The organism is Xanthomonas prunicola (genome assembly GCF_002846205.1).
GTDB classification, from domain to species: domain Bacteria; phylum Pseudomonadota; class Gammaproteobacteria; order Xanthomonadales; family Xanthomonadaceae; genus Xanthomonas; species Xanthomonas prunicola.
Window position 1 is genome coordinate 206,665 of the sequence record NZ_PHKV01000004.1, and the last position, 25,189, is coordinate 231,853.

The 25,189-nt window shown below is 64.3% G+C and carries 22 protein-coding genes, 1 tRNA gene and 4 pseudogenes; 13 read left to right on the top strand and 14 right to left on the bottom strand.

Going from position 1 to position 25,189, the window contains the following annotated elements; genetic code table 11:
- Positions 1-10 precede the first annotated feature (10 nt).
- From XpruCFBP8353_RS14305 to XpruCFBP8353_RS14340, 8 genes and pseudogenes are all read right to left on the bottom strand, one after another.
- Positions 11-1,264, bottom strand: a complete 1,254-nt coding sequence (locus tag XpruCFBP8353_RS14305) for a lipoprotein N-acyltransferase Lnb domain-containing protein (RefSeq protein ID WP_407071312.1) — start codon at positions 1,262-1,264, stop codon at positions 11-13.
- 14 nt (positions 1,265-1,278) lie between these two features.
- The gene (locus tag XpruCFBP8353_RS14310) at positions 1,279-2,157 is read right to left on the bottom strand and encodes an HlyC/CorC family transporter (RefSeq protein WP_003488337.1); all 879 of its coding nucleotides are present in this window, start codon (positions 2,155-2,157) and stop codon (positions 1,279-1,281) included.
- A 95-nt stretch (positions 2,158-2,252) separates the two neighbouring features.
- Entirely contained in the window at positions 2,253-2,771 is a 519-nt protein-coding gene (locus XpruCFBP8353_RS14315; RefSeq protein ID WP_101363820.1) for a hypothetical protein, read from the bottom strand.
- Complete coding sequence (gene ybeY, locus XpruCFBP8353_RS14320) at positions 2,771-3,256, bottom strand: rRNA maturation RNase YbeY (protein ID WP_101363821.1); 486 nt, start codon at positions 3,254-3,256, stop codon at positions 2,771-2,773. The genes XpruCFBP8353_RS14315 and ybeY overlap by 1 nt, the downstream gene beginning before the upstream one ends.
- Positions 3,257-3,350: 94 nt before the next feature.
- A complete protein-coding gene (locus tag XpruCFBP8353_RS14325) occupies positions 3,351-3,887 on the bottom strand; it encodes a hypothetical protein (RefSeq protein WP_243391119.1) in 537 nt (178 codons plus the stop codon).
- A 17-nt stretch (positions 3,888-3,904) separates the two neighbouring features.
- Positions 3,905-4,891 carry a PhoH family protein gene (locus tag XpruCFBP8353_RS14330; RefSeq protein ID WP_101363823.1) on the bottom strand — a complete coding sequence of 329 codons (987 nt, stop codon included), beginning with the start codon at positions 4,889-4,891 and terminating at the stop codon, positions 3,905-3,907.
- Between the two features lie 423 nt (positions 4,892-5,314).
- The gene (gene miaB / locus XpruCFBP8353_RS14335) at positions 5,315-6,769 is read right to left on the bottom strand and encodes a tRNA (N6-isopentenyl adenosine(37)-C2)-methylthiotransferase MiaB (RefSeq protein WP_101363824.1); all 1,455 of its coding nucleotides are present in this window, start codon (positions 6,767-6,769) and stop codon (positions 5,315-5,317) included.
- A gap of 38 nt (positions 6,770-6,807) precedes the next feature.
- Positions 6,808-7,269, bottom strand: a pseudogene (locus tag XpruCFBP8353_RS14340) (glutathione S-transferase family protein); the annotation flags it as partial.
- Here XpruCFBP8353_RS14340 and XpruCFBP8353_RS14345 point away from each other — a divergent pair.
- From XpruCFBP8353_RS14345 to XpruCFBP8353_RS14380, 8 genes and pseudogenes are all read left to right on the top strand, one after another.
- Positions 7,268-7,477, top strand: a pseudogene (locus XpruCFBP8353_RS14345) (transcriptional regulator); the annotation flags it as partial. The pseudogenes XpruCFBP8353_RS14340 and XpruCFBP8353_RS14345 overlap by 2 nt on opposite strands.
- A 199-nt stretch (positions 7,478-7,676) precedes the next feature.
- On the top strand, positions 7,677-8,660 hold the full coding sequence (locus tag XpruCFBP8353_RS14350; protein ID WP_101363825.1) for a lytic transglycosylase domain-containing protein: 984 nt from the start codon (positions 7,677-7,679) through the stop codon (positions 8,658-8,660).
- A 520-nt stretch (positions 8,661-9,180) separates the two neighbouring features.
- Positions 9,181-9,825 carry a ubiquinol-cytochrome c reductase iron-sulfur subunit gene (gene petA / locus XpruCFBP8353_RS14355; protein WP_101363826.1) on the top strand — a complete coding sequence of 215 codons (645 nt, stop codon included), beginning with the start codon at positions 9,181-9,183 and terminating at the stop codon, positions 9,823-9,825.
- Complete coding sequence (locus XpruCFBP8353_RS14360) at positions 9,825-11,084, top strand: cytochrome b (RefSeq protein WP_101363827.1); 1,260 nt, start codon at positions 9,825-9,827, stop codon at positions 11,082-11,084. Before petA ends, XpruCFBP8353_RS14360 begins: the two co-directional genes overlap by 1 nt.
- The gene (locus XpruCFBP8353_RS14365; RefSeq protein ID WP_162301056.1) at positions 11,077-11,838 is read left to right on the top strand and encodes a cytochrome c1; all 762 of its coding nucleotides are present in this window, start codon (positions 11,077-11,079) and stop codon (positions 11,836-11,838) included. The genes XpruCFBP8353_RS14360 and XpruCFBP8353_RS14365 overlap by 8 nt, the downstream gene beginning before the upstream one ends.
- 397 nt (positions 11,839-12,235) lie before the next feature.
- Positions 12,236-12,871, top strand: coding sequence for a glutathione S-transferase N-terminal domain-containing protein (locus XpruCFBP8353_RS14370; protein WP_101363828.1), 636 nt, complete (start codon positions 12,236-12,238; stop codon positions 12,869-12,871).
- Between the two features lie 78 nt (positions 12,872-12,949).
- On the top strand, positions 12,950-13,390 hold the full coding sequence (locus XpruCFBP8353_RS14375; protein WP_101363829.1) for a ClpXP protease specificity-enhancing factor: 441 nt from the start codon (positions 12,950-12,952) through the stop codon (positions 13,388-13,390).
- Positions 13,391-13,422: 32 nt separating this feature from the next.
- Positions 13,423-13,755: a hypothetical protein gene (locus XpruCFBP8353_RS14380; RefSeq protein ID WP_101364010.1), complete on the top strand. Its 333-nt coding sequence runs from the start codon at positions 13,423-13,425 to the stop codon at positions 13,753-13,755.
- 206 nt (positions 13,756-13,961) lie between these two features.
- Here XpruCFBP8353_RS14380 and XpruCFBP8353_RS14385 read toward each other — a convergent pair whose 3' ends face one another.
- Complete coding sequence (locus XpruCFBP8353_RS14385) at positions 13,962-14,306, bottom strand: DUF3301 domain-containing protein (RefSeq protein WP_101363830.1); 345 nt, start codon at positions 14,304-14,306, stop codon at positions 13,962-13,964.
- Between the two features lie 94 nt (positions 14,307-14,400).
- Positions 14,401-15,168 (bottom strand): SDR family oxidoreductase, encoded by a 768-nt coding sequence (locus tag XpruCFBP8353_RS14390; protein ID WP_101363831.1) that lies wholly within the window; start codon positions 15,166-15,168, stop codon positions 14,401-14,403.
- A 207-nt stretch (positions 15,169-15,375) separates the two neighbouring features.
- On the opposite strand from XpruCFBP8353_RS14390, the gene XpruCFBP8353_RS14395 reads away from it, so the two are divergent.
- From XpruCFBP8353_RS14395 to XpruCFBP8353_RS14405, 4 genes and pseudogenes are all read left to right on the top strand, one after another.
- Positions 15,376-19,791 carry a DEAD/DEAH box helicase gene (locus XpruCFBP8353_RS14395; protein WP_243391120.1) on the top strand — a complete coding sequence of 1,472 codons (4,416 nt, stop codon included), beginning with the start codon at positions 15,376-15,378 and terminating at the stop codon, positions 19,789-19,791.
- A gap of 585 nt (positions 19,792-20,376) precedes the next feature.
- Positions 20,377-20,718, top strand: a pseudogene (locus XpruCFBP8353_RS24625) (CHASE3 domain-containing protein); the annotation flags it as partial.
- 195 nt (positions 20,719-20,913) lie between these two features.
- Positions 20,914-21,921 (top strand): annotated as a pseudogene (locus XpruCFBP8353_RS24630) (methyl-accepting chemotaxis protein); the annotation flags it as partial.
- A gap of 10 nt (positions 21,922-21,931) precedes the next feature.
- Complete coding sequence (locus tag XpruCFBP8353_RS14405; RefSeq protein ID WP_101363833.1) at positions 21,932-22,441, top strand: chemotaxis protein CheW; 510 nt, start codon at positions 21,932-21,934, stop codon at positions 22,439-22,441.
- A gap of 42 nt (positions 22,442-22,483) precedes the next feature.
- On the opposite strand, the gene XpruCFBP8353_RS14410 is transcribed toward XpruCFBP8353_RS14405, so the two are convergent.
- The 4 genes from XpruCFBP8353_RS14410 to XpruCFBP8353_RS14420 all read right to left on the bottom strand — a co-directional run bounded on the left by XpruCFBP8353_RS14410 (position 22,484) and on the right by XpruCFBP8353_RS14420 (position 24,780).
- Positions 22,484-23,569: a sensor domain-containing diguanylate cyclase gene (locus XpruCFBP8353_RS14410; RefSeq protein WP_101363834.1), complete on the bottom strand. Its 1,086-nt coding sequence runs from the start codon at positions 23,567-23,569 to the stop codon at positions 22,484-22,486.
- 303 nt (positions 23,570-23,872) lie between these two features.
- Entirely contained in the window at positions 23,873-24,049 is a 177-nt protein-coding gene (locus XpruCFBP8353_RS23960) for a hypothetical protein (protein WP_165786147.1), read from the bottom strand.
- A 161-nt stretch (positions 24,050-24,210) separates the two neighbouring features.
- Positions 24,211-24,286: transfer RNA gene (locus XpruCFBP8353_RS14415), tRNA-Ala, on the bottom strand.
- Positions 24,287-24,378: 92 nt separating this feature from the next.
- On the bottom strand, positions 24,379-24,780 hold the full coding sequence (locus XpruCFBP8353_RS14420; RefSeq protein WP_039516171.1) for an H-NS histone family protein: 402 nt from the start codon (positions 24,778-24,780) through the stop codon (positions 24,379-24,381).
- 223 nt (positions 24,781-25,003) lie between these two features.
- Between XpruCFBP8353_RS14420 and XpruCFBP8353_RS14425 the strand changes: the two genes are divergently transcribed.
- Positions 25,004-25,180 (top strand): DUF3606 domain-containing protein, encoded by a 177-nt coding sequence (locus tag XpruCFBP8353_RS14425; RefSeq protein WP_101363835.1) that lies wholly within the window; start codon positions 25,004-25,006, stop codon positions 25,178-25,180.
- The last annotated feature ends 9 nt before the right edge of the window (positions 25,181-25,189 follow it).

The window sequence follows — 25,189 nt, forward strand, 5'->3', positions numbered from 1 at the left end:
CATCCTCAGGTCAGTACGTGCGGACGGGCAAGTCACGCGGCCGCAGGGCAATGGCGAGCGCGGTGTGGATCGGCAACAGCAGCATTACCCATTGCATGTTGTCCTGCGCTTGGAACGACAGCCAGTGAATCAATAGCGCCACCAGCGCACATGCCGCAACCACCCAGGACAGCACGTTGAACCAGCGGCCCGGCCGATGGCCCAACTGCCGCCGGATGCCGCCGAACCACAGCAGGACACACAGCGGGTTGACCAGCAACAGATTGCGGTTGGCCCATGCCGATTGATGCGCAGTGAATCCCCACAGATACACCAGCAGACCGCCGCCGATGGCGCAAAATAGCCAGAACGGCAGCGCCAGTCCGGCCAGCAGACGCTGCCTGCGGCCCAAGGCCAGCACGCCGCCTGCCACGATGAGCCCGGTCAACAGCCACGGCCACCAGTGGCGCTGTTGGTCGGCCGGTTCCGGCGCAATGCGATGCGGCAGCACTACCTGCGTGGATTGCACCAACGGGCGACCGACGCTGTTGTGCACCTGGGTCAGGCTGTCAGCCAGCCGCATCGGTACGAAGGCTTCTTCCCAGCGCGACAACGGGCGGTCGGCGTACGGCCCCAGGCCCAGGTCGAAGCCCAGCCACATCCATGGGGCGGGGGAGGCCAGGCGAATCGCTTCGCTGCGGAAGGTGTTGCCACGCGAACGTCCGGACAGTTGCGATTTGAGCGCGCCGCCCATCGCACGGTCCAGCGTGTCGCGGACCATGGTGGCGCAGTTGGCCATGAAGTAATCGTAGTGGTAACGCGCGTTTTCCGGTTGGCTACGCACTACCAGGCCGTCGGCCAGCGCACGCGCCTGGTCTGGTGGCAGATCCAGCCACTGAATGCTGACACCTCGGCCAGCATCGCGATATTGCGACAGGTCTTCTTCCAGCGGTAGCGCGACCAAGTAGTACATCATTTCGCCGCGCGCAAACCGCGGGACGAAATCGGCCTCGCTCGGGTCGAAGAAGCCGAAGTTGTACGAGGTGGCCTGTTGCGTGCGCGGGTCGACCACCACGATGGCATCGTGGCCGAAGCGTTCGAAAAATACCTCGCCCGGCTGCATGGTCAACACGCCGATCCGTGGCGCGGGCGTGGACGCAGTGGCGGCTTCCGGGGCGGATGCTTGCGCGAAGGCGGCCGGCGTCACCAACAGTGCCAGCAACGCGAGCAGCCAGCCTGCAGCCCAACGCCGGGCGCTGCAGCGAACGTGCGCTGCAGCAGTCATGCCATGCGACAGGTTCAAGCGTCGTCCTGGGGGTCGGGCGGCAGAATGGTGACGTGGAAGGCGTGCACGCGCCGCGCGTCGGCCTTGGCTACGCGGAACGCAAACCGCCCCAGCGTCAGCTCTTCGCCGGTTTCGGGCAGGTGCCCGATCGCATCGGTGACCAGCCCGCCGACAGTGTCGTACTCGTCGTCGGGGAACTCGGCCCCGAAGCGTTCGTTGAAGTCTTCGATCGGCGTCAATGCATCGACCACATAGCGTCCATCGGCCTGGATCGCGATGAGCGAATTCTCTTCTTCGGCATCGTCGTGCTCGTCGTCGATCTCGCCGACGATCTGCTCCAGCACGTCCTCGATGGTGACCAGGCCGGCGACACCGCCGTACTCGTCCACCACGATCGCCATGTGGTTGCGCGAGAGGCGAAATTCCTTGAGCAGGACGTTGAGCTTCTTGGACTCAGGGATCAGCACCGCCGGGCGCAACAGCTCGCGCACATTGCCAGGGCCGTTGTCGGCGACCACGCCGCGCAGCAGGTCCTTGGCCAGCAGGATGCCGAGCACTTCGTCCTTGTTCTCGCCGTGCACCGGGAAGCGCGAATGGCCGGATTCGACCACCTGCTTCATCAGGTCGATGAAACGCGCTTCCACTGGCAGCGAGACCATCTGCGAGCGCGAGATCATCACGTCGCCCACGGTGAGCTCGGACACGGAAATCGCGCCTTCCATCATGCGCAAGGTGTCTGCGGCGATGAGACCATCCTGTTCGGCGGTCCGCAGCAAGGCGACGAGTTCGTCGCGGGTATGGGGTTCGCCAGAGAAGGCAGCGCTGAGGCGCTCGAGCCAGCTACGGCGTTTTTCCGGTGTTTCTAGGGATTGGCTACTGTCGTCTTCGGACATCGTGACGGGGAAGGGCACCCGGCAAACCAGGCGTTAGCCGTCAGTCTAGCAGGAAGCCGGCAAGGCGCTGTGGATGCGCCGTTGCCTGGCCTGGCTCAGGGCAGATCCAGGCTGTAGCCGCAGCCGACCACGGTTTTGCCGGGGTGCGATTTGACGTTGGTCACGCTCAGCACCACCGATTCGATCATCGCCTCGCCAGTCTTGGGGTTGGTGGTGTCTTCGCTGACCAGCTCGCGCCCGTACATCACCTTCTCGGCATTATCCACGCCCAGTTCCAGGTCCAGTTGCTTGGCCAGCGGGCGTGGGTCGGGCAGGTCCAGGATCGCCATGACGCTGGCGCCGGAAAACGCGATGTGGTTGGTGCTGTGGCCGAACACGCTGATCGGCGTGTTGAGCGTGTACTCGGTCATGAACAGGTTGGACTGATCCAGCGGCGTCCAGCCCAGCGCGACTGCCTTGAGCGGGTCGGCCAGCACCGGTGCCAGCGCGCTGAAATCGCCGATACGCTGGCGGCACTCGATCAATGCCGGCAGGTCAGGGCGCACTGGCGCAGTTTGTGCCCATGCGCCGGTTGCGCTCAGCAACAGCAGGGCACCGGCAATGCAGCGACGCATCACTGGTCTCCCGCGTACGGGTCGTCGATGCCGAGGTCGGCCAGGATCTCGCGTTCGAGTTGCTCCATCGCATCGGCCTCCTTGTCGTCCTCGTGATCCCAGCCGAGCAAGTGCAAGGTGCCATGCACGGTCAGGTGTGCGTAGTGCGCGGTCAGCGATTTGCCTTGCTCGGCCGCTTCGCGCGCCACCACCGGTGCGCAGATCACCAGATCGCCCAGCAGCGGCATCTTGATGCCCTTGGGCAGACCTTCCGGCAGTTCGGCGGGGAAGCTCAGCACGTTGGTGGCGTAATCCTTGCCGCGGTAATGATGATTGAGCGAACACCCTTCCTTCTCGTCCACCACGCGGATTGCCAGATCGGCCTCGCGGATGCGTCCCTTCAGCGCAGCGGCCACCCACTTGCGAAAACTCACGGCGGACGGCAGGCCGGCGCGCGGTAGCGCGTAACTGACGGCGACGTCGAGGCGAACGGGGCCTTTGGTCATGGGAACACGTCTGATGTGGGCAGCTGGAAGGAGTCGACAGTATCGCGCGTGTGACGCTTCGCCGCGACAAGTGGCAATGAGGCCGAGGTGGGAATCATCGGACACATTCGGTCAGCGTCAGCAGTAATGGTCCGCCATCGGCGATGCGATACACGATGCTGCCGTGCGGACCATCCTGGCATTGTGGGTCGGTATGCTGGACCGTGATCGCAGGCGCGAAGCCGCTCGGCGCGCGCGTCAACACGGCGGCCTGCCCGCGTTCGAGCAGGGCCCCGACCAGATACATGCCGTCGCCAGACGCCTGCGCAGCGTCCACTGCGGCGCAGCCGAATCGGTCGTGGGTGTCGCCGGCTGCCGCCAATAGCGCCTGCGCCCGGTCGCCTGCGATCCAGGCTAGCCGCTGTCGTTCATTGCCTACGGGAGCGCTGGCGAAGCTGCGCCGGAACGCAGCGGCCCGCTGCAGTTCCGATTCGGGGAGAACGATGGTGCCTTCATCGACGGAGATCGACACGCATGGCAGGGTGACGGTCTGACTGAGGGCGACGCGCTGCGGCGTGTTCGCCCTGTCCGCCGGTGATTGGGCGAAACCGGCGGGGCTAAATGCAATGCCGAGCAGGGCGGCCAGCGTCACACGGACTAGACGCCGGCTCATGCCGCCGGACCGGTCTCTTTGTCGATACCGTCACGCTTTTCGTAGGCATTGACGATACGCGCCACCAGCGGATGCCGTACCACGTCGCGTGCTTCGAAGAACGTGAAGCTGACCCCGTCGACCTCGTGCAGCACCTCGATCGCATCGCGCAGGCCGGACTTGACGTGCTTGGGCAGATCGATCTGGGTGAGGTCGCCCGTCACCACCGCGGTGGAGCCGAAGCCCAAGCGGGTCAGGAACATCTTCATCTGTTCGATCGTGGTGTTCTGCGCCTCATCCAGGATCACGTATGCATCGTTGAGCGTGCGGCCGCGCATATAGGCCAGCGGCGCGATCTCGATGACGTTGCGCTCCAACAGCTTGACTACTTTTTCCACGCCCAGCATTTCATAGAGCGCATCGTAGAGCGGGCGTAGGTACGGATCGACTTTCTGGCTGAGATCGCCCGGCAAAAACCCCAGCTTCTCGCCGGCTTCCACTGCCGGGCGCACCAGGATCAAGCGCTGCACGCGCGACTCGTTGAGCGCTTCCACCGCGCACGCCACCGCCAGGAAGGTCTTGCCGGTACCGGCCGGACCGATGCCGAAATTGATGTCGTGCGTGGCGATCGCATGCAGGTATTTGGCCTGGTTGGCGCCACGGCCACGCACGGTGCCGCGCTTGACCTTGATGGCGACATCCTGGGCCTGGTATGCGCGCTCGGCGACATGCTCGAGGTTGGCATCGTTGAGCCGCAGATGGATCGCGTGGGAGTCGAAGGTGGTGGCAGCGGCCTCTTCGTACAACGCGGTCAACAGCGACTGCGTGGCGGTGATGGCGGGCTCCGGTCCGGTGACCCGGAAGATGTTGCCGCGGTTGGCGATCTCGACGCCAAGCTTGAGTTCGATCTGGCGCAGATGTGCATCGAACGGGCCGGCCAGATTGGCCAGACGTTCGGTGTCCTCGGGTTCCAGGGTGAAGTCGCGATGTGCTGTTGCGTTCATGATTGGATCGGACAGCGCACGCAGGTGCGCGTCGGTAGGGCGGGATCGAAAGGGTAGCGCGCGGCACGTGATCCCACCAACACGCCAAACGGCGCGGCACCTCGGCAATGCGGCTGTTCGCAGGTGCGTGCAGGTTTTCCACAAGCGCTGTGGAGTCACTCATCACTAACCTGTGGATAAAGGTTGTCGCGCCTACTGGCGCAAGGCCCGCTAGGGTGGTGGTGAAAAAACCATCAGTGCCGGCAGGGTTGTCCACACAGGATGTGGATCGAATTCGGCAAAGCCTGTGGGTAAGTGCGACGAGGCCTTGCCCTGCAAGGTGCTACGGATGCGTGGTGAAATTTTGACCATTGCGCGCGACACGCGTCGGAGCGTCGGCGCGCTGCTTGAAGGTGCGCCGCAGTGCGCGGCGCCCACGCGCGATCAGTGCGCGCTGTCGTCCAGTTGAATGCGACCACGCAGCGAATTGCTCATCGCCTCGGTGATCAATACATCCACAAACTGCCCAATCAAACGCGGGTTGCCCGGGAAATTTACCGGGCGCATGTTTTCGCTCTTGCCGGTCAATTCGTTCGGGTCGCGCCGCGAGGGGCCTTCCACCAGCACGCGTTGCACGCTGCCCACCATCGACTGCGAGATGCTCGCCGCATGCGCGCTGATGTGCGCCTGTAGACGCGCAAGACGCGCCTGCTTCACCGCTTCCGGCGTATCGTCCTGCAGGTCCGACGCCGGGGTGCCCGGGCGACGCGAATAGACGAACGAGAAGCTCTGGTCGAAGCCGACGTCTTCGATCAGTTTCATGGTCTTTTCGAAGTCGGCTTCGGTTTCGCCGGGGAAGCCGACGATGAAATCCGAACTGATCGAAATATCCGGCCGCACCGCACGCAGCTTGCGGATCTTGGATTTGAATTCCAGTGCGGTATAGCCACGCTTCATCGCCGACAGAATGCGGTCGCTGCCGGCCTGCACCGGCAGGTGCAGATAGTTGGCCAGTTGCGGCACATCGCGGTACGCATCCACCAGGGAATCGGAAAACTCCAACGGATGCGAGGTGGTGAAACGGATCCGGCCGATGCCTTCGATCTGCGCAATGGTGCGGATCAGCAGGCCCAGATCGGCGTACTGCGCGGCGTCGCCGGCATCGGCGCCGTACGCACCGCGATACGCGTTGACGTTCTGGCCAAGCAGGTTGATTTCGCGCACGCCTTGCGCTGCCAATTGCGCCACTTCCACCAGCACGTCTTCGAACGGCCGGCTGACTTCTTCGCCGCGGGTGTAGGGCACCACGCAGAACGAGCAGTATTTGGAGCAGCCTTCCATGATCGACACGAACGCTGACGGGCCATCGGCACGCGGCTCGGGCAGGCGGTCGAATTTCTCGATCTCCGGGAAGCTGATGTCGACCTGCGACTTGCCCGATTCGCGCCTTGCACGGATCAGCTCTGGCAACCGGTGCAGCGTCTGCGGGCCGAACACCAGATCCACATACGGCGCGCGCTTGACGATGGCCTCGCCTTCCTGCGAAGCCACGCAGCCGCCCACGCCGATAATCACCGGCTTGCCGCCGGCCTTCAGTGCCTTCCAGCGCCCCAACTGGCTGAACACCTTTTCCTGCGCCTTTTCGCGGATGGAGCAGGTGTTGACCAGCACCACGTCTGCTTCTTCCGGGTTGTCGGTCAGCTCCAGACCTTCGGAGGCGGCAAGCACGTCGGCCATCTTGGCCGAGTCGTACTCGTTCATCTGGCACCCGTGGGTCTTGATATACAGCTTGCCGCGCACCACGGCAGGCGCCGCCGGGCGGGCGACGGGCAACGGCAACAGGGCGGGTGCATCCACGGCGGTGGCCGTGGACAGGTCGGAAACGGATGTCCCGGGCATGGCGCTTATTCCAGGCGGGTAGAAGAGAGCCGCGCAGTTTACCCGCTTGCGCCGGCAGCGTCCGCCCCGGTGGGGGCATCGACCGCCTGGGCACGCGCCACTGCCGGGCGTGCAGCCATCCGGGCGATAGAGGCACGAGTGGGGGCGGGCGGGTCGATCAGGCCAAATTCCACCATCCACGCCAAGGCGCCGCCCCACAGCACATCGGCCGCGCTGCAGCGCCCGCCGAGCAAGTAATCACCCTTTGTCAGCTGCGCATAGACCACCTGCAACACGGTGTCGGCGCTTGCGTAGGGCGAGAGCGAGCACGGTGGCGCCTCACGTTTGAGGGCAAGGTCCATGATCGCCGGCTCGAAGGCCGAGCCATAGAATGCCAACCAGCGCAGGTAGGCGCCGCGGTCGGCGTCGCCTGGCGCGGGCGACAAACCGGCTTCTGGGTAGAGCTCTGCCAGATACTGATAGATGGCGCCCTGTTCGGTGACCACGCTGGTGCCATGCACAGCGCGCATCCCGCCTTGGCTGGGCGCTTTGGAGGCGGACGGCCACGCGCACTGCTGGCTGGGCCTTGGTGCGCCGAGCATGCCCGCATTGGCGGCCAACTTGTTGCTGCCGGACCTGCCGTTCGACGCGATTGCGCCGGCCCAAGCGCGTACCGCGCTGACCCAGGCGCTGAACGCGTTGCGCGGGCAACTAGACCGGCTGCCGTAGTAGGAACGGCGAACAACGCGTAGCGAACGGTCGCAGGTGGGCATGGGCGGCGGGCAGGGACCGGAGTGTCTGCGTGCTAGATGCCGATCCCGAGCACCGGCCGGCCGCGTCCGCCTGGCGGCTGCGCAGTCGTGCTGTTGGCTGCTCTCACGCTGGCCGACACTTGGCAAGCCCTGGGCAAGCTGGGACACTGCGCCACATGAAGGGGATGTCAAGAGTGCTGGGGCTGATGCTTGTCACGTTGTCGGCTGCGCCGGTCAGCGCCGGCACGCTGTACAAGTGCGTCAGCGGCGACGGTATCACCAGCTATCTGAGCAAGCGCCAGAGCGGCGCGACCTGCAGCGTTATCAGCAGCTACACGCCGGATCGGTCGGCCCGTCGCAGCCCTGCGTCCACCGCTTCGGCGGCGCGCCCGCCCACCAGCCCCGCGCCCAGCATGGCAAATATCGACAGCGGCGCGCCGGCCACTCTCATCAGCCAACCGGTCACCCAGCCGCCACGCCATGCTGCCGAGGTCGCTTCGGCGCTGGCGCCGCGTGCGTTGCCGGTATCGGCCACCTCGGTCGTGCCCCCGCCAGCGGCAGCGGTCAACCCGCGCCGGGTGATCAGTGGGCAGGTGTATTCGTATATGAAGGACGGTGTGCGCCACTACACCAGTGCCCGTCCGCGCCAGGTCGCCAGCATCGAAGGCCTGCGCACCATCCATTACAGCTTTATCGAAACCTGCTACGCCTGCGGTGCCAGGCCCGGCGTCAATTTCGGTGCGATCCGCCTCAATACCAGCGCGTATCAGCAGGAAATCGCTGCGGCGGCGCGCGAGTTCGGGGTGGAGGAATCGATCGTGCGTGCGATCATCCACGCCGAATCGGCCTACAACCCGCTTGCGCTCAGTCGCGCCGGTGCGCAAGGCCTGATGCAGTTGATGCCGGGGACGGCACGCCGCTTCGGCGTCAGCGACGCCTATGATGCAACGCAAAATATTCGCGGCGGTGTGCAGTATCTGTCCTGGCTGCTGAAGCGCTTCAATGGCGACCTCACCCTGGCTGCTGCCGGCTACAACGCAGGCGAGGGCGCAGTCGACCGTTATGGCGGTGTGCCGCCGTATAGCGAGACCCAGCGGTATGTGCAACGTGTGGGTGTATTGGCCGGCCGCTATCGTGGCCAGGTGACTGCAGCCAATTAAGGCGGCGAACAAAACGACTGTGCGGCCGTGCGCCAGGCGAGCGCAACGGGTGCTCGGGCGCCATGTCGCGCGCACCGCCGCTCCTACGCGCTGCAGGGCGAGTCGACGATTGCTGGCTACATTCCTTAGCCACTCTTGGTGATGCTCGGCAGAGCGCTGCGCAGACTGCGGTAGGGCGGATTGCTTTCTGTCTTGGCCATAGGCGTTGCAAGTGCCCACGGCGAATCGTGAGCGATCGTTTGCTGCGCTTGCATCATGCCCACGGATCAATCGCACGCGTGCATTGCCGTTGCAGGCGATGCACCGGCACTGCGTCACCGCCGAACCCACCTTCCGCGCGCTCTGCGCTCCACATGATCGGCGCTCCTCTGCATCGACCGTTGCATCGCATGGGTCCGACTGCGTACATTGCGTTGTCTGTGCATTAAGCGTTCCGCTACACTGCGGTCGATTCATCGCGGCTGGACCCCCCGCCAGCCGTTGGCAGCCTCACGCTACCTAATCAAGATCGGAGAGCCGGATGGCCAACGATGGGGTTAACGCACCTGCTGATATCGGGCGTCGTCGGTTTTTAACCGCGACAACGGCCGTGGTCGGTGCGGTCGGAGCAGGATTCGTCGCAGTTCCGTTCGTGAAGTCGTGGAATCCCAGTGCACGTGCCAAGTTGGCCGGCGCACCGGTAACCGCCGACATCAGCGCCTTGCAGGAAGGCCAGCGCATGGTCCTTGAATGGCGCGGTCAGCCAATCTGGATCGTGAAGCGCTCCAAAGCCATGCTTGACGCACTCCCGTCGCTGGACGACCGGCTCAAGGACCCCAAGTCCGAGAACAAGGATCAGCAGCCGGAGTACGTGCTGAAAAATCCGGAATACCGCTCGATCAAGTCCGACATCTCGGTGCTGGTCGGGCTATGTACGCATCTGGGTTGCTCGCCGGAGATGGTCGCCGAGATCCGCCCCGAGCCCTATGACCCGCAGTGGAAGGGCGGTTATTTCTGCCCTTGTCACAAGTCGCGGTTCGACATGTCCGGGCGCGTCTTCGACGGCGTGCCGGCACCGATCAATCTACTGGTGCCCCCACACCACTATGTAGACGACAACACCTTGGTGATCGGCGTCGATCCTGACAATGCCGGTACGTCGGCCAAAAGCACGGGGGCTGCCTGATGAGCAATGTTCTGGTCCGTACCGCCAACGGCGTCTTCGATTGGGTCAACGAGCGTGCGCCCGGGCTGATGCCCATGTACCGCAAGCACATCAGCGAGTACTACGCGCCGAAGAACTTCAACCTCTGGTACTACTTTGGCTCGCTGGCCATCGTGGTGCTGGTGAATCAGATCGTCACCGGCATCTTCCTGACGATGCACTACAAGACCAGCGCCGCCGATGCATTCGCTTCGATCGAATACATCATGCGCGACGTGGAGTGGGGCTGGCTGATCCGCTACATGCACAGTACCGGCGCGTCGCTGTTCTTCATTGTGGTGTACCTGCACATGTTCCGCGGGTTGATGTACGGCAGTTACCAGAAGCCGCGCGAGTTGGTGTGGATTCTCGGCATGCTGATCTACCTGGTGCTGATGGCCGAAGCCTTCATGGGCTACGTGCTGCCGTGGGGGCAGATGTCGTTCTGGGGCGCGAAGGTGATCATCTCGCTGTTCGGCGCCATTCCGGTGATCGGCAATGGGCTGACCGAATGGATCATGGGCGACTACCTGCCCGGCGATGCAACGCTCAACCGCTTCTTCGCGCTGCACGTGATCGCACTGCCACTGGTGCTGCTGCTGTTGATCGTGCTGCATATCGGCGCGTTGCACGAAGTGGGTTCGAATAATCCGGACGGTGTGGAGATCAAGAAGGGTCCCAAGGGCAATCGTTGGGATGCGCACAAGCCAGCCGATGGCATTCCGTTCCATCCGTATTACACGGTCAAGGATCTGGTCGGTGTCGGATTCCTGCTGCTGATCGCGGCCTTCATCATCTTCTTCGCGCCGGCGTTCGGTGGCCTGTTCCTGGAGCACGACAACTTCACCGAGGCCAACCGCCTGGTGACGCCGGAGCACATCAAGCCGGTGTGGTACTACACGCCGTATTACGCGATGTTGCGGGTGGTGCCTAACAAGCTCGGTGGCGTGCTGGTGATGTTCTCGGCCATCGCGATCCTGTTCATGGTGCCCTGGCTGGATCGCGCCAAAGTGCGGTCGGTGCGCTACCGCGGCTGGATTTCCAAGGTGGCCTTGGGTGTGCTGGTGGTGTGCTTCGTGTGGTTGGGCGTGATTGGTTCCGGTCCCGGTACCGACGCGCACGAAACCTATGTCGGGCGCGTACTGACCTTCCTCTACTTCGCCTTCTTCATCACCATGCCGGTGTGGACGCGGCTGGACAAAACCAAGCCGGTTCCGGAACGGGTGACCGTCCATGACTAACTCCACCGTGACGTCATGGAAATCGCGCGTGGTCGCCTTGCTCTGCGGCCTGTTGATTGCAGCCGGTGGCGCAATGGCGGCCGAGGGCGGGGCAGTGCAGCACGCAGGCAATGACCTGAGCGACCGCGCTTCGCTGCAACGCGGCGCGCAGTTGTTCATGAATTACTGCTCCGGCTGCCATTCGCTGAAATACCTGCGTTATTCGCGCATGGCCAGCGATTTGGGCTTGAGCGAAGAAGAGGTCATGACCAACCTCAACTTCACCGGTGCCAAAGTCGGCGAACACATCGAAGGCACCATGCCGCACGATGCGGCGACCAAGTGGTTTGGCAAGGCGCCGCCGGATCTGACGTTGATCGCGCGCGTGCGCGGCACCGACTGGGTCTATACCTACCTCAAGTCGTTCTATCTGGATCAGACCCGCCCGCTGGGCTGGAACAACAAGTTGTTCCCGAACGCATCCATGCCCAACCCGCTGTGGGAGTTGCAAGGCTTGCAGCAGGCGCAATTCGGCCAGCCCGACAAGGCCACTGGCGACAAGCCAGTAGAGGCGTTGAAGCTTGGGCAGCCGGGGCGCCAAACGCCGGTGGAGTTCGATCAGACCGTGCGCGACATCGCCAACTTCCTCGAGTACGCCGGCGAGCCGGCCGCACTGAAACGCCAGAGCATGGGCGTGTGGGTGGTGCTGTTCCTGGCGCTGCTCACCTTCCTGGCGTACCTGCTGAAGAAGGAATATTGGAAGGATGTGCATTGAGCGCTGCTTGAGCCGTCATTGGTTGCAATAGCGAACAAATGCAGTCCAGGGCAGGTATCTGCAGTGTGTCTTGCAACGTCACCGTATGCTGAGCCTCTTCCGAGCGGGAGAGCGCGTACCCCCTCTCGTCGGGAGAGGGGGTGTGGTGAGTGGCGGCAAGCCAGGAGTGCCTCGGTTGAGGCCACCAGTTTCGAGTCCCGTGACATTGTTGTAGCACCCACACGGCACCTATTTTCCGTGTAACAGCGCAATAACCGCCTTATCGGAACGTTAATAAGGCCTATCACTCTTGGCTTTTGCGTGACGTGATTGCACACTCGATAGACCGTGGTGACTGTCGGCGTTGGGCCGGCCGCGCCGATGCGGCCGGCGGATTCCGGTCGTCGGAGAGCCTTGAATGGCGACGAGTGTGCGTATGCGGAATACCTTGACTTTGTTTTCGTCCAACGACGACGTGTTGTGCCACCGGGTCCGTCTGGTCCTGGCGGCGAAAGGGGTGACCTACGACCTGGTGCCGGTCGACCCGCAAAATCCTCCCGAAGATCTGATCGATCTCAATCCCTATCATTCGGTGCCGACGCTGGTCGAACGCGACCTGGTGCTGTACGCCGCGTCGGTGGTCAGCGAATACCTGGACGAGCGCTATCCGCATCCGCCGCTGATGCCGGTCGACCCGCTCTCTCGCGCGCGGTTGCGCCTGGCGATGTTGCGCATCGAGCATGACTGGGTGCCGCAGGTACAGGCGATCCAGCTCGGCAACAAGACGCAGGCCGAGGCCGGCCGCAAGCGCCTGAAGGAACTGCTCACCGCATCGGTGCCGTTGTTCAAAGCCAGCAAGTTCTTCCTCAATCCGGAAATGAGTCTGGCCGATTGCGCAATGGCGCCGATCATCTGGCGACTGGACGCCCTGGAGATCAGCCTGCCCAAGGATGGCAAGGTGATCGAGGATTACGGCAACCGCATTTTCCGCAATCCCGGTTTCATCCGCAGCCTGACCGATCAGGAGAAGAAGCTGCGCGATCTGCCGGGCTGATGCGACGGCTGTATGCCAACAGACCGACGCCCCATCGCGCAGCCGCCGTTGCGGGTCGTGTGCGGGTAAAATGACGCTATGAGCGAAGATTTCCCCCGCATGACCAGCCATCGCCCGTACCTGTTGCGGGCCTTGGTTGAATGGATCAACGACAACGGCATGACGCCGCACGTTTTGGTGGATGCAAGCCTGCCCGGTGTGCAGGTCCCCGCCAGTGCCGTCAAGGACGGTCGCGTCGTGTTGAATATCGCCGAGCGCGCGGTGGTTGGCCTGCAGGTCGACAACGAGAGCGTGAGCTTTAGCGCGCGCTTTGGTGGTGTGAGCCACCCGGTGATGGTGCCGATGGCGGCCGTGCTGGCTGTGTACGCGCGCGAGACCGGGCAGGGCATGGCGTTGCCGGACGACATTCCCGGTACCAGCAGCGAGCCGCCGGATCCAGGCGCACCGCCGCCGAGCGTGCCGACGCCGGACGAGCCGCCCAGCGGGGGCAAGCGCCCGCACCTGCGCGTGGTCAAGTAGGCGTTGCCGACATGCACGACGAAGGCGTTCCGATGCAGGTGGAGCGCGTTCGTCATGTCGATTGCGGCGAGCCGGATGCGTCCGGCATGTACGATGACTATTACGAATACGACATCTATCGCTTCATCGATGCTGCGACGTCCCTTGTTGCGCGCAGCTACACCGACACACCTGCTGAAGTGCATTTTCTCACTATCGAAGTGGCCGGCAAGCCGCGACCGTTGCAACCTGCCGATCTTGCTCGTCCGCTATGCAAACGCGCACAGGCGTATCTGCGTCGGGAGGGCAAGCTGGAAATACGCTGGCTAAGTGGCAGGGGCAATGGCTATGAGCCGGTGCCCTTGGATTCCGCGCTGGAGCGGTGAGCTGGTTCGATGTGGAGTGCCTGCCAAGCGCATCGCGTCCGTCACCGCCTCCGACCGCATGCGGTCACGCTTCGCGCTGAGTGAGGCTGCGTGGCGGGGCCCGGCCGATCGGCGACCGGTGCGCGTTCGGTTCCAGCTGTCACGTGATCGCTGTCGGGCGCAGGCCTCAGGACGTGAGCGCGACACGCGTTGCCCGGCACTCCCCGTCATTCCAGTCGCTGCTGCTCCGGATGCAGCGCCCGCACGGTGGCCACCTGCGGCCCGGTGAACGCAATCAACTGATCGCCACGCAGCACCAGCTTGCCGCTGTGGCGATCGGCGCCATCGTAGGAATACTCGAAGCGGAACGTGCGCTCGAAGCCAAGCCATCCAGTGGGCAGTCTGCAGACGCGCAGATTGGTGGAGTGCACGCTCTGGTCCAGCCACTGCACATCGGCCGCACGGCAGGCATTGCGGCCGAGGATCTCGGCGCGTTCGGCTGCGGCACGCGAGGAGTTCCAGAACGCGAACAGCGCGGCGCCGGCAATCATGAAGAGGATGAGGCTGGGCATGCCGCCAATGTGCCACGGTGGCGTCTGCCCGACAATCGCATGGCTGTTTGTGGCCTCGATGCGCGTGCTGTGTGCATGCTTCAGTGTGAGGTTTTCAGTCTGCTGACAGGTGCGCCACCATCATCGCCAGCGTCGCTTCGAACTGGCCGTGACGCTCGGCATCGCGGAAGGGGCGAACCCGGCTGACGCAGACTTCGGCAGGCGAGCGCGCGCTTTCAGGGTCGGGATGCAGCAGCGCCAGCACTTCATCGGCGAATGCGTCCAGCGGCATGGAGTTCGGGTCCTGCGACTGACCGGGCGTCAGCTCTGTCTGGACCTGGGGCGGCACGATCTCGATCACTTCGACCTGTCCCTGCAGCAGCGGCCGCAGCGCGGCGGTGTAGGAATGCAGGGCCGCCTTGCTGGCGCTGTAGGTAGGTGCGGCCGGATAGGGCACGAAGGCCGTCCCGGAGGACACGTTGAGGATGGCCGCATCCGGTTGCGTGCGCAGATGCTCGATCAACGCGTCGGTCAACCGGATGGGGCCCAGGACGTTGGTGACGATCATGCGTTCGGCATCTGCCAGGTCGCGCTTGCGGCGCGGATCCTCGCCTGCATAGGCGCCTGCGTTGTTGACCAGCACATTGAGGTCGGGGAACGCGTCGAGCAGATCGCGCACGAAGGCCGCAACAGCATGGGGATCGGCGATGTCCAGCTCGCGCACGTGCATGCCGGCATGATCGGTTGCGGTGGCTTCCAGCGCGGCACGGCGCCGCCCCGCAACGATCACGCGGTTGCCCGCAGCGTGCCAGCGCTGTGCCAGCGCCCGCCCGATCCCGGAGCCGCCGCCCGTGACCAGAATGGTATTGCCGCTCGCCTTCATGATGCTTCCACCTTTCGGGTTGCCTGGGGAGTGATGCAGGGTAGGGAGTCCACCTGCGAGTGCCGTGAACGCCGGTGAATCCATTCACCAGCCTTGCAGATGGCGGCTTGCATCGGTGCCACAGCGGCGCCACCTCACAGATATCGTTGCTTCGTTGACCCCATCCGGCTGGTCGTCCAGGCTGGCCATTCGCGGCTGACATCGCCCATGCATCCTGTTCTGCAGCATTTCCATCCCGTGGTCGCTGCGTGGTTCGCGCAGACCTTCGCTGCGCCCACGCCGGCGCAGGTGGCTGCGTGGCCGGCGATCCAGGCCGGCCGGCATACGCTGGTGGCGGCACCCACCGGGTCGGGCAAGACGCTCACCGCGTTCCTTGCGGCGATCGATGCGCTGATCCGTGACGGGCTGGACAACGGCGGGGCGCTGCCCGACCAGACGCGCGTGGTGTATGTGTCACCGCTGAAGGCGCTGTCCAATGACATCCATCTCAATCTGGAGGCTCCGCTGCAGGGCATCCGGGCGGCCCTGGCCGCCGAAGGCCTGCCGGATGTGGCAGTGCGCACGGCGGTACGCACCGGCGACACGCCGCAACGCGAGCGGGCTCAGGCGCGGCGGGTGCCGCCGCACATCCTGGTGACCACGCCGGAGTCGTTGTACGTGCTGCTGGGCTCGGCATCCGGGCGCAGTGCGTTGCGGCATGTGCGCACGGTCATCGTCGATGAAATCCATGCGGTGGCGGCGGACAAGCGTGGCAGCCATCTGAGCCTGACGTTGGAGCGGCTGCAGCGGCTTGCCGACCAGCCGATCACGCGGGTCGGTTTGTCGGCGACCCAGAAACCCATCGAAACCGTCGCGCACTTTCTGGTTGGCGTTGACGAAGACGGCGTACCGCCGCCCTGCGAGATCGTCGATATCGGCTACACGCGTGAACGCGATCTGGCGTTGGCGTTACCGCCCACGCCGCTGAGCGTGGTGATGTCCAACGACCAATGGCTGCAGGTCTATGCCGACGTGGCCGCACTCGCGCAGCAGCATCGCACCACGCTGGTGTTCGTCAATACGCGGCGCATGGCCGAGCGTGCGGCGCGACACCTGGGAGATCTGCTCGGCAAGCAGCGCGTGGCGGCGCATCACGGCAGCCTGTCGCGCGAAACGCGTCTGCTGGCCGAGCAACGTCTCAAGGCTGGCGACCTCACCGTGCTGGTGGCCACCGCATCGCTGGAACTCGGCCTGGATATCGGCGATGTGGACCTGGTGTGCCAGCTCGGTTCGCCGCGTTCGATCGCCACCTTCCTGCAACGCGCCGGGCGTTCCGGGCACAAGGTTGGCGGCACGCCAAAGGCGCGTCTGTTTCCGCAGACCCGCGACGAACTGGTCGAATGCGCTGCGCTGCTGGATAGCATCCGCCGCGGCGAGCTGGATGCCTTGCGCATCCCGTTGGCACCGGTGGACGTGTTGGCGCAGCAAATCGTGGCCGAAGCCGCGTGCGAAGACTGGGACGAAGATGCGCTGTTTGCACTGATGCGGCGTGCGTGGCCGTTTGCCGGGTTGAGCCGCGCCACCTTCGATAGTGTGGTGCGCATGCTGTGCGATGGCTTCAGCACGCGGCTAGGTCCGCGCGCCGGGTATCTGCATCGCGATGCGGTGCATCGGCGCCTGCATGCACGCCGCGGTGCGCGCATGACCGCACTGACCTCCGGCGGCACCATTCCCGAAACCGGCGACTACAGCGTGGTGCTGGAACCGCAGGCCGAAAAGATCGGCACGGTGAACGAGGATTTTGCCGTCGAAAGTCTTACCGGCGATGTGTTCCAACTCGGCAACGCGAGCTACCGCATCCTGCGCGTTGAGGCCGGGCGCGTGCGTGTGGAAGATGCCAAGGGCGCACCGCCGAATATTCCCTTCTGGCTGGGCGAAGCACCGGGCCGTAGCGACGAACTGTCGGCGGCGGTGTCGCGCCTGCGTGGCGAACTTGCCGCGCGGCTGGACACCGCGCCACATCAGGCGGCCTGCAATTGGCTGCAGGAGGAGCTGGAGATGTCCGCCGAAGCGGCGCGGCAACTGGTGGACTATCTGGCCAACGCATGCGCCGCACTGGGCGCGATGCCTACCCAACAGTGTCTGGTGATGGAGCGTTTTTTCGATGCCAGCGGCGGTACCCAGTTGGTGATCCATTCGCCGTACGGCAGCCGTATCAATCGCGCATGGGGGCTGGCATTGCGCAAGCGCTTTTGCCGCACCTTCAATTTCGAATTGCAGGCTGCAGCCACCGAAGATGCGATCGTGCTGTCGCTGTCCACCAGTCATAGTTTTGCGCTGGAGGAAGTTGGCCGTTACCTGCATTCGTCATCGGCCGGGCATGTGTTGATCCAGGCATTGCTGGATGCGCCCTTGTTCGGCGTGCGTTGGCGCTGGAACGCGACCAATGCGATGGCGCTGCCGCGCTTCAGTGGCGGCAACAAGGTGGCGCCGCAGTTGCAGCGGATGAAGTCGGAGGATCTGCTGGCCACGGTGTTTCCGGATCAGGTCGCCTGCGCAGAGAATCTGGTCGGCGAACGCGAAGTGCCCGACCACCCGTTGGTGGCGCAGACGCTGGAAGACTGTCTGCATCACGCCATGGACAGCGAAGGCTGGTTGCAGGTGTTGCGCGGGCTGGAATCGGGTGCGGTCGCGCTGATTGCGCGCGATCTGGCCGCACCGTCTCCTCTGGCAGCCGAAGCCCTGAATGCGCGTCCCTACGCATTTCTCGACGATGCACCATTGGAAGAACGCCGGACCCAGGCCGTGCAAAGTCGACGTTATACGCCGCAGACCAGCGACGACCTGGGCCAGCTCGATCCGCAGGCCATCGCGGCAGTGCGCGAGGAAGCCTGGCCGCAGCCGCGCGATGCCGAAGAAATGCACGAGGCGTTGGTAGAGCTCGGTGTGCTGCCAGTCGAAGAAACCACCGACGCGCAGTGGCAGGCCTGGTTGTCCGCGCTGGCTGCGGCTGGTCGTGCCACCTGCATTGCCTTGCGCGGCAGTCCGACGCTGTGGATCAGCGCCGAGCGCATCGATTGGTTTCTACCGCTGTATCCAGAAGCGGCTGCGCAGCCGCCGTTGCAGGCGCCGGACGATTGCCGCGTTGTCGATTGGGAGCGCGACTGGGCGGTGCGCGAACTGCTGCGCGGGCACTTGTCCGCCGTGGGCCCGGCACACGTGTCGGCGTTGTCTCACGCGTTGCAGGTGCCGGAAGCAGAGATCGCGCTGGCGCTGGCGGCCTTGCAGCGCGAGGGTTACGTCATGACCGGACAGTTCGGTGCGCACGCACAGGCGGAAGAATGGTGCGAGCGTCACCTGCTGGCCCGCATCCATCGCTATACGCTGGGGCGATTGCGCCGCGAGATCGAGCCGGTGTCGCAGCGCGATTACGCGCGCTTCCTGTTCGAGTGGCAGCACGTGGACAGCAGCAGCCGCGTGGCCGGGCCGGGCGCACTGGCCAGTGTGGTCGGGCAGCTCGAAGGTTTTGAGGCGCCTGCGGTGCTGTGGGAGAGCGAGTTGTTGCCGGCGCGTATGCGCGACTATCAGCCGGCCTGGCTGGACGAGTTATGCACCGCTGGTCGCACGCTCTGGGCACGCTTGCGGCCGGGTGGTGGGCGGAGCGGTGCTGCACTACGCAGCACGCCGATCGTGCTGCTGCCACGGCGCGAAGCGCAGCGCTGGAGCGCACTGGCGCGCGATGCGGACGACGCACCGTTGGGTTCGCGTGCCGAACGTGTCATGCAGGTCCTGCAGCAGCAAGGTGCGTTGTTCTTCGACGAAATTGCCGACGCCGCGCACCTGATGAATACCGAGTTGGAAGATGCATTGAGCGAGCTGGTGATGCGCGGCCGTGCGCATTGCGACAGCTATGCCGGCCTGCGCGCGCTGCTGGTGCCGGCGTCCAAGCGCCCGTCGGCGCTGTCGCGGCACCGTCGCCGCGCAAGTGCGCTGGGTATTCGCGATGCGGGCCGCTGGGCACCGGTGCGTGCGTTGCCCGACTTGCCGCTTGCCGAAGCCGGCGAGCGCCATCAAGACACACTCGAACACGTCGCGCGCACGTTGCTGCGGCGCTATGGCGTGGTGTGCTGGCGGCTGCTCGAACGCGAGGCCGGGTGGTTGCCGCCGTGGCGCGAATTGCTGCGGATGTATCAACGGCTGGAAGCGCGTGGCGAAATTCGCGGCGGGCGTTTTATCGCTGGGCTGTCCGGCGAGCAGTTCGCGTTGCCCGCTGCGATCGTCGCGCTGCGCCGGGTGCGTGGTCAGCCGCTGGACGGGTGTTGGATCTGCGTCAGCGCCAGCGATCCGAGCAATCTGCTGGGCAGCGTGCTGCCGGGCGAGCGCATCGCACGGGTGCCGGGCAATCGGGTGCTGTTCCAGGATGGGCTCGCCATCGCGGCCTGGAGCGGCGAGCGATTTCAGCCGCTGCAGGAACTGAGCGCCGAGCAGGATGCACGGGCCTTGCAGATGCTGCAACGCGGACCCGGCGCCGCGCCGGGCACTGCGTTGGAACGCTGGCTGGCGCAAGCACCGGCCAGCGGCGACTGCGCGATGGCCAATACCTTCGGCGGCATCGCGTCTCAGGGTAGCGGGGACGACCGCTAGAGGCGCGTCCGTATCGCGGCATTTAGCGCAGCCAATGGCGAGAGAACCCCTACACGCAAGGCGGGCTGCCCACTCCTGCCAGCCGGTCGCATTCGATCAATCCGTGTTGTTGCGGCGCACGCCGCGTAAAACCTGAGTTAATCGGGACGATGGGTGTCACATTTTTCATCTTTGCGTTCGCTACGCGGCGCCATGGTTTGCGCACAAACCTGTCAGGGTTTTCCTACCCACCATGTCAGGTGTCACAAAAACGGATATGCAAAAACCTGAATAGCCGCTATACGCCGGTTTGCGTCTAAAGCGCATTTGTGCATCGCCGATAGACCTATGCGCACGGTTGAAGTGTAGCGGTGTCACCCGCCCACTCCTGCCTTACGGCAAACCTGCATCGGCCCAGCCTCATCGGACTTTTCCGAAACAAGCACACTTGAAGGTATCCCCGTGTTCAACAATCTCAAAGTCGCTACCAAGCTCTACACTGGCTTTAGCGCTGTTCTCGCTATTCTTCTGGTGTTGGCAGGGGTGTCCTATTTCAACGTCACCAAGCTTTCCCAAGCCAATTACTGGAACAACCATACCTATGACGTGCTGGCCGAGGCGGATGCGGCGCTCAGCAGTCTGATCAATATCGAGACCGGCGCACGCGGCTTCTCGCTGACCGGCGAGGATGCGTTCCTGGCCCCGTACCACACCGGAACGGCGGAATTCGACAAGCATCTGGCCAAGGCGCAGAAGCTGACCTCGGACAATCCCAAGCAGCAGGTTCGTCTGAACGCGGTCAAGGAAGCGCAGGCGCGGTGGCTGTCCGAAGCGGTCGAGCCGCAGATCGCGCTACGCCGCAAGATCAATGCCGGAACCGCATCGATGGAGACGATGGTTGCCACGGTGCGCGATTCCAAGGGCAAGGCGTTCATGGATCGCATGCGTGAGGAAATGTCGGAAGTGCGCCGCACCGAAAGCGAGCTGTTGGCCGCGCGCTCGGCCGAAGCCGATCAGCTGCAGTCGCGTACCAACTCCATGCTGATCCTGGGCAGCTTGCTGGCCGCGGCGTGTGCGGCGTTGATCGGCTACCTGATCGCGCGTTCGTTGATGCGCGAACTCGGCGGCGAGCCGAGCATGGTGGTCGATGTCGCCACGCGGATTTCGCAGGGCGATCTGACCATGCAGGTGCAGACCAGGCAGAACGACACTACCAGCGCAATGGCGGCAATGAAGCTGATGGTCAGCAAGCTGGTGGCGGTGGTGGGCGAGGTCAATTCCAGCGCCGAACTGCTGTCCGGTTCGTCGGAGGAAGTCAGCGCCACGGCGCAATCGCTGAGCCAGGCCGCAGCCGAACAGGCAGCTGGCGTCGAAGAGACCAGCGCCTCGCTGGAACAGATGACCGCCTCGATCGGACAGAACACCGAAAACGCCAAAGTCACCGACAGTCTGGCCACGCAGGCGGCCAAGGAAACCATCGAAGGCGGCGAAGCCGTGGTCGCCACCACCAAGGCGATGAAGCAGATCGCGCAGAAGATCGGCATCATCGACGACATCGCTTACCAGACCAACCTGCTCGCGCTCAATGCGGCCATCGAGGCGGCGCGTGCAGGCGAGCATGGCAAGGGCTTTGCGGTGGTCGCCGCCGAAGTGCGCAAGCTGGCCGAACGCAGCCAGATCGCTGCGCAGGAGATCGGCGAGGTCGCCAGCTCCAGCGTCGAGCTGGCCGACCGTGCCGGCCGGCTGCTGGACACCATCGTGCCAAGCATCAAGCGTACATCGGACCTGGTGCAGGAAATTTCCGCCGCATCGGAAGAGCAGTCGTCCGGCGTCAGCCAGATCAATGCGGCTGTGGTGCAGTTGAGCCAGACCACCCAGCAAAATGCCAGCGCCTCGGAGGAATTGGCTGCCACGGCCGAGGAAATGAGCTCGCAGGCCGAGCAGTTGCAGCAGAGCATGGCGTTCTTCCGGCTCGGCGGGCAGGAGCCGGTCGCCACCGCTCCCCGGCGCGGCAGGGCGGTTCCCACCCGGCCCAGCCGTTCCAGCAGCGGGCAGCCGCGCGAACGCAGTGCGCGCAGCTGGCGCGGCAACGCGGCGCCGGCCTATGCCATGGCCGAAGGCCCGGACGAAAGTCAATTCGCACGCTTCTGAGAGAGCATCAATGGACGCACAGACCCCCGACGTGATGCCTGGCGACGCCGACGCGGCGGCCCAGTACCTGACCTTCCAACTGGATGGCGAAACCTTCGCCACCAGCATTCTCGGAATTCGCGAAATCATTCAATACCGCACTCCTACGCCAGTGCCGTCGATGCCCGATTGCGTGCGCGGGGTGATCAATCTGCGTGGCGCAGTGGTGCCGGTGGTCGACTTGCAGTCTCGGCTTGGGCGCGCAGACAGCGCGATCGGCAAACGCAGCTGCATCGTGATTCTGGCCACCGAGCAGGCACAAGGCACGCAGGTGATCGGCGTGCTGGTGGATGCGGTCAACGCAGTGATCGAACTGGCCGATCAGGACATCGAAGCGGCACCCTCATTCGGCACCCATATCCGCCGCGATTTGCTGCGCGGCATGGGCAAGGTGGGCGAGCGCTTCGTGGTCTTGCTGGAGATGGAGCAGGTGCTGCAGGTGGACGAGATCGCCGGAAACGCCGACGCACTGGCGGCCTGAGCTGCAGCGGCGTAGCGGAACGGCCAGCCCTCAGTGCGCCGATCAATCCTGTAGGTGCCAACCGGCGAAGCGGTGTACGCGGTTGCGGCCATCGCGACGCGCCTGCTGCAGCGCGTGCCGGGCGCGTGCCAGCAAGGTATTGCTGTCGAGCGCAGCGTGCGCGGCAACATCCACCAGCCCGGCGCTAATGGTCAACGGGCCGGTGGGCCAGGCTGCGTCTTCCATGGTCCTGCGCACGCCTTCGGCAGCAGCGAGTGCTGCAGATGTAGAGAGAGTCGGCAGCGCCACGCAGAATTGGTCGCAGGCCAGGTGCGCCACGATTGCGGCGGGCGGCAGCTGTGCTTCGAGCACGGCAGCGACCTGCAGCAAGGTGGCATCTGCCGCTGCTGCACCGGCCTGCAATTTTTGTCGTTTGAAGCCGTCCAGTTCGATCAACATGAAGCCCAGCGTGGCGTCTGGCGCTGCGTTGGGCGCGTCTGCAAGCGCATGCAAGGCGTGATCCAGCCCGGCGCGATTCCATAGCCCGGTAAGCACATCGCGCAAGGCATCCAGTTCCACCAGTCGGGCGGCCTGTTGCAGTTCGATGGTGTTGACGACTTGCTTGGCCAGTGCCTGCAGCGCGTCGCGCTCGGCCACCGACAAGCGACGCGGGGAGTGATCCAGCACGCACAGAGTGCCCAGCGCGATACCGTCGGAGGTCAGCAACGGCGCGCCCGCATAAAAACGGATCTGCGGCTCGCCCGTGACCAGCGCATTACTGACGAAACGCGCGTCCAGATGGGTGTCGCCAACCTCCATCACCTGATCGGGTTCAAGAATGGCGTGCGCGCAAAAGGACAGCTCGCGCGGCGTCTCGGTCGCCTGCATGCCGATCCTGGATTTGAACCACTGCCGATGGGTATCGACCAGCGAAATCAGCGCCATCGGCGTGCGGCAGAGCGTTGCTGCAATCGAGGTGAACGCGTCGTAGCTCGGCTCAGGTGCGGTGTCCAGCAAGCGGTACGCATGCAGCGCCTCCACACGCTCATCTTCGTTGGCTGGCAAGCGGGCACCGAAGTTCGCGTTGACGCCGCCTGGGAGCAGCGTTGCGTGGATCAGATGCAACGTAGGTGCGTCGGGTATTTGCATGCAAAGCACCACCGGAACAAGGCGCCATCAAGGCGATGAAGGAATAAGGCGGCAAGACGCTGGCCGATGTGATCGCCGTGCCGCCATGGCACTGCTTCCCAGGGCATCGGTATACCGGCGAGCGCCTATCCGGATCTTGCCACAGGAGCAGGGGCGCGTAACGGCGCCCGATCCCGGTCCCGCAGACCTCGCGTTGTCAGGTGCGCGAGACGTCGTACGGTCTTGCGGGCGATGGTGCGTAGAGGTCGACCGTCTCAGCGCGACCCGGGCACGGCGCGATGCCAGGCTGTGGCTTGGGCTAACTCACTCTCCCTGACCAACCGTGCCCTTGGGGCGGCGGCTGTGCTCGTCGTGCACCTTCAGATCTTCCTGGCCCTGGCGCTGCTTGGCGGCATCGTCATGCTTGCGGTCCTGTTGGCTCTCAGTCATGCCGTGCGCATCGTCGGCGACAGGGTCGGGTTGCTGGTCTTTCGTGCTCATGATCTGGGTCCGCTAAGGGGGAAGCCGGACGTTAGCGCGCGCGATGTGATCCCCACGCCACGGCGACCGGCTGCCTTGCACAACGCGTCGCTGAGCAATGCCCTTCAAGACGCACAAGCCCCGGAAACATGACGTTTCCAGGGCGCGTTCGTTTGATTCGATGGTGGAGCGGAAGGGGATCGAACCCTCGACCTTCGCGATGCGAACGCGACGCTCTCCCAGCTGAGCTACCGCCCCACGTGTTTCGATTCTACCCACAAGCTGCGCGGTTCGCCAAGCGAAGGACGCAGCCGGCCGTGCACCGCGGCACGGTCGTGTGCGCCTTGGCCTTACTCGCGAACCAGCGGGAACTTGAGGTCCGGGTTCTTGGCCTTCCATTCCTTGTACGACACCGAACCTTCCCAGGCAGCGAAAGCCTTCGGGGTGCGGCCACGGCCGGACCAGGTTTCGCCGGTGTGCGGCAGTTCGTACTTGGGCTTCACTTCGCTGCGGCCGCTCTTGACCACTTCCTTGCGCGCGGCAGTGGTGCCCAGGTACGCGGCAATGTCGTTGCGCTGTTTGGTGTTGAAGTGACCGGCGAACTGTTCGAGCAGCGAGACGATGGTGGCATGCGCAGAGGATGCCTCGCTCGCGCGCTCAGTTTTCTCCTGCTCTTCCAGCTTCTGCAGTTCGTCCAGCAGCTTGGCTTTGGCTTGCGCGATGGAATCCAGTTTCGAAGTGGTATTGCTCACAGAGGTATGGCCTCGGAATAAAGGGTGGACACGCTGCCCGAAAGGGCGCGCGGCATTATGGCATGTGGCCCGGGGTCGGCCGTTATGGAACAGGGGCTTGCACACAGCGTGAACAGGCCTTTCACGACGCCTGTTCGAACGCTTTTGCATTGTCGCTACGGGCGTTGTCTAGCCGAAGGGCTCGGACTTGGCAGACCCGACCATGACGATACAGGAGCATGCAATGAGTGACGACACACGCAAGGTCGGCTTGCCGGACCGCGACTGCATTAACGCCAATGAAGCCTGCGAGCTGCAGTACTGGACCAAGCCCCTGGGTATCAGCATCGAGGAGCTGCGCGCGGTCGTGCAGAAGGTCGGCCCGGTCGCTGCCAGCGTGCGCCGGCACCCAGGCAAATAAGCGGAAAGG

Bases quoted from the DNA above. Each gene is read 5' to 3' on its own strand.
- XpruCFBP8353_RS14305 (WP_407071312.1), bottom strand. From the start codon at position 1,264: ATGACTGCTGCAGCGCACGTTCGCTGCAGCGCCCGGCGTTGGGCTGCA.
- XpruCFBP8353_RS14310 (WP_003488337.1), bottom strand. From the start codon at position 2,157: ATGTCCGAAGACGACAGTAGCCAATCCCTAGAAACACCGGAAAAACGC.
- XpruCFBP8353_RS14395 (WP_243391120.1), top strand. From the start codon at position 15,376: ATGCATCCTGTTCTGCAGCATTTCCATCCCGTGGTCGCTGCGTGGTTC.
- XpruCFBP8353_RS14405 (WP_101363833.1), top strand. From the start codon at position 21,932: ATGGACGCACAGACCCCCGACGTGATGCCTGGCGACGCCGACGCGGCG.
- XpruCFBP8353_RS14410 (WP_101363834.1), bottom strand. From the start codon at position 23,569: ATGCAAATACCCGACGCACCTACGTTGCATCTGATCCACGCAACGCTG.
- XpruCFBP8353_RS14365 (WP_162301056.1), top strand. From the start codon at position 11,077: ATGACTAACTCCACCGTGACGTCATGGAAATCGCGCGTGGTCGCCTTG.
- XpruCFBP8353_RS14425 (WP_101363835.1), top strand. From the start codon at position 25,004: ATGAGTGACGACACACGCAAGGTCGGCTTGCCGGACCGCGACTGCATT.
- XpruCFBP8353_RS14380 (WP_101364010.1), top strand. From the start codon at position 13,423: ATGCAGGTGGAGCGCGTTCGTCATGTCGATTGCGGCGAGCCGGATGCG.
- XpruCFBP8353_RS14385 (WP_101363830.1), bottom strand. From the start codon at position 14,306: ATGCCCAGCCTCATCCTCTTCATGATTGCCGGCGCCGCGCTGTTCGCG.
- XpruCFBP8353_RS14360 (WP_101363827.1), top strand. From the start codon at position 9,825: ATGAGCAATGTTCTGGTCCGTACCGCCAACGGCGTCTTCGATTGGGTC.
- XpruCFBP8353_RS14315 (WP_101363820.1), bottom strand. From the start codon at position 2,771: ATGCGTCGCTGCATTGCCGGTGCCCTGCTGTTGCTGAGCGCAACCGGC.
- XpruCFBP8353_RS14390 (WP_101363831.1), bottom strand. From the start codon at position 15,168: ATGAAGGCGAGCGGCAATACCATTCTGGTCACGGGCGGCGGCTCCGGG.
- XpruCFBP8353_RS23960 (WP_165786147.1), bottom strand. From the start codon at position 24,049: ATGAGCACGAAAGACCAGCAACCCGACCCTGTCGCCGACGATGCGCAC.
- XpruCFBP8353_RS14375 (WP_101363829.1), top strand. From the start codon at position 12,950: ATGAGCGAAGATTTCCCCCGCATGACCAGCCATCGCCCGTACCTGTTG.
- miaB (WP_101363824.1), bottom strand. From the start codon at position 6,769: ATGCCCGGGACATCCGTTTCCGACCTGTCCACGGCCACCGCCGTGGAT.
- XpruCFBP8353_RS14330 (WP_101363823.1), bottom strand. From the start codon at position 4,891: ATGAACGCAACAGCACATCGCGACTTCACCCTGGAACCCGAGGACACC.
- XpruCFBP8353_RS14350 (WP_101363825.1), top strand. From the start codon at position 7,677: ATGAAGGGGATGTCAAGAGTGCTGGGGCTGATGCTTGTCACGTTGTCG.
- petA (WP_101363826.1), top strand. From the start codon at position 9,181: ATGGCCAACGATGGGGTTAACGCACCTGCTGATATCGGGCGTCGTCGG.
- XpruCFBP8353_RS14370 (WP_101363828.1), top strand. From the start codon at position 12,236: ATGGCGACGAGTGTGCGTATGCGGAATACCTTGACTTTGTTTTCGTCC.
- ybeY (WP_101363821.1), bottom strand. From the start codon at position 3,256: ATGACCAAAGGCCCCGTTCGCCTCGACGTCGCCGTCAGTTACGCGCTA.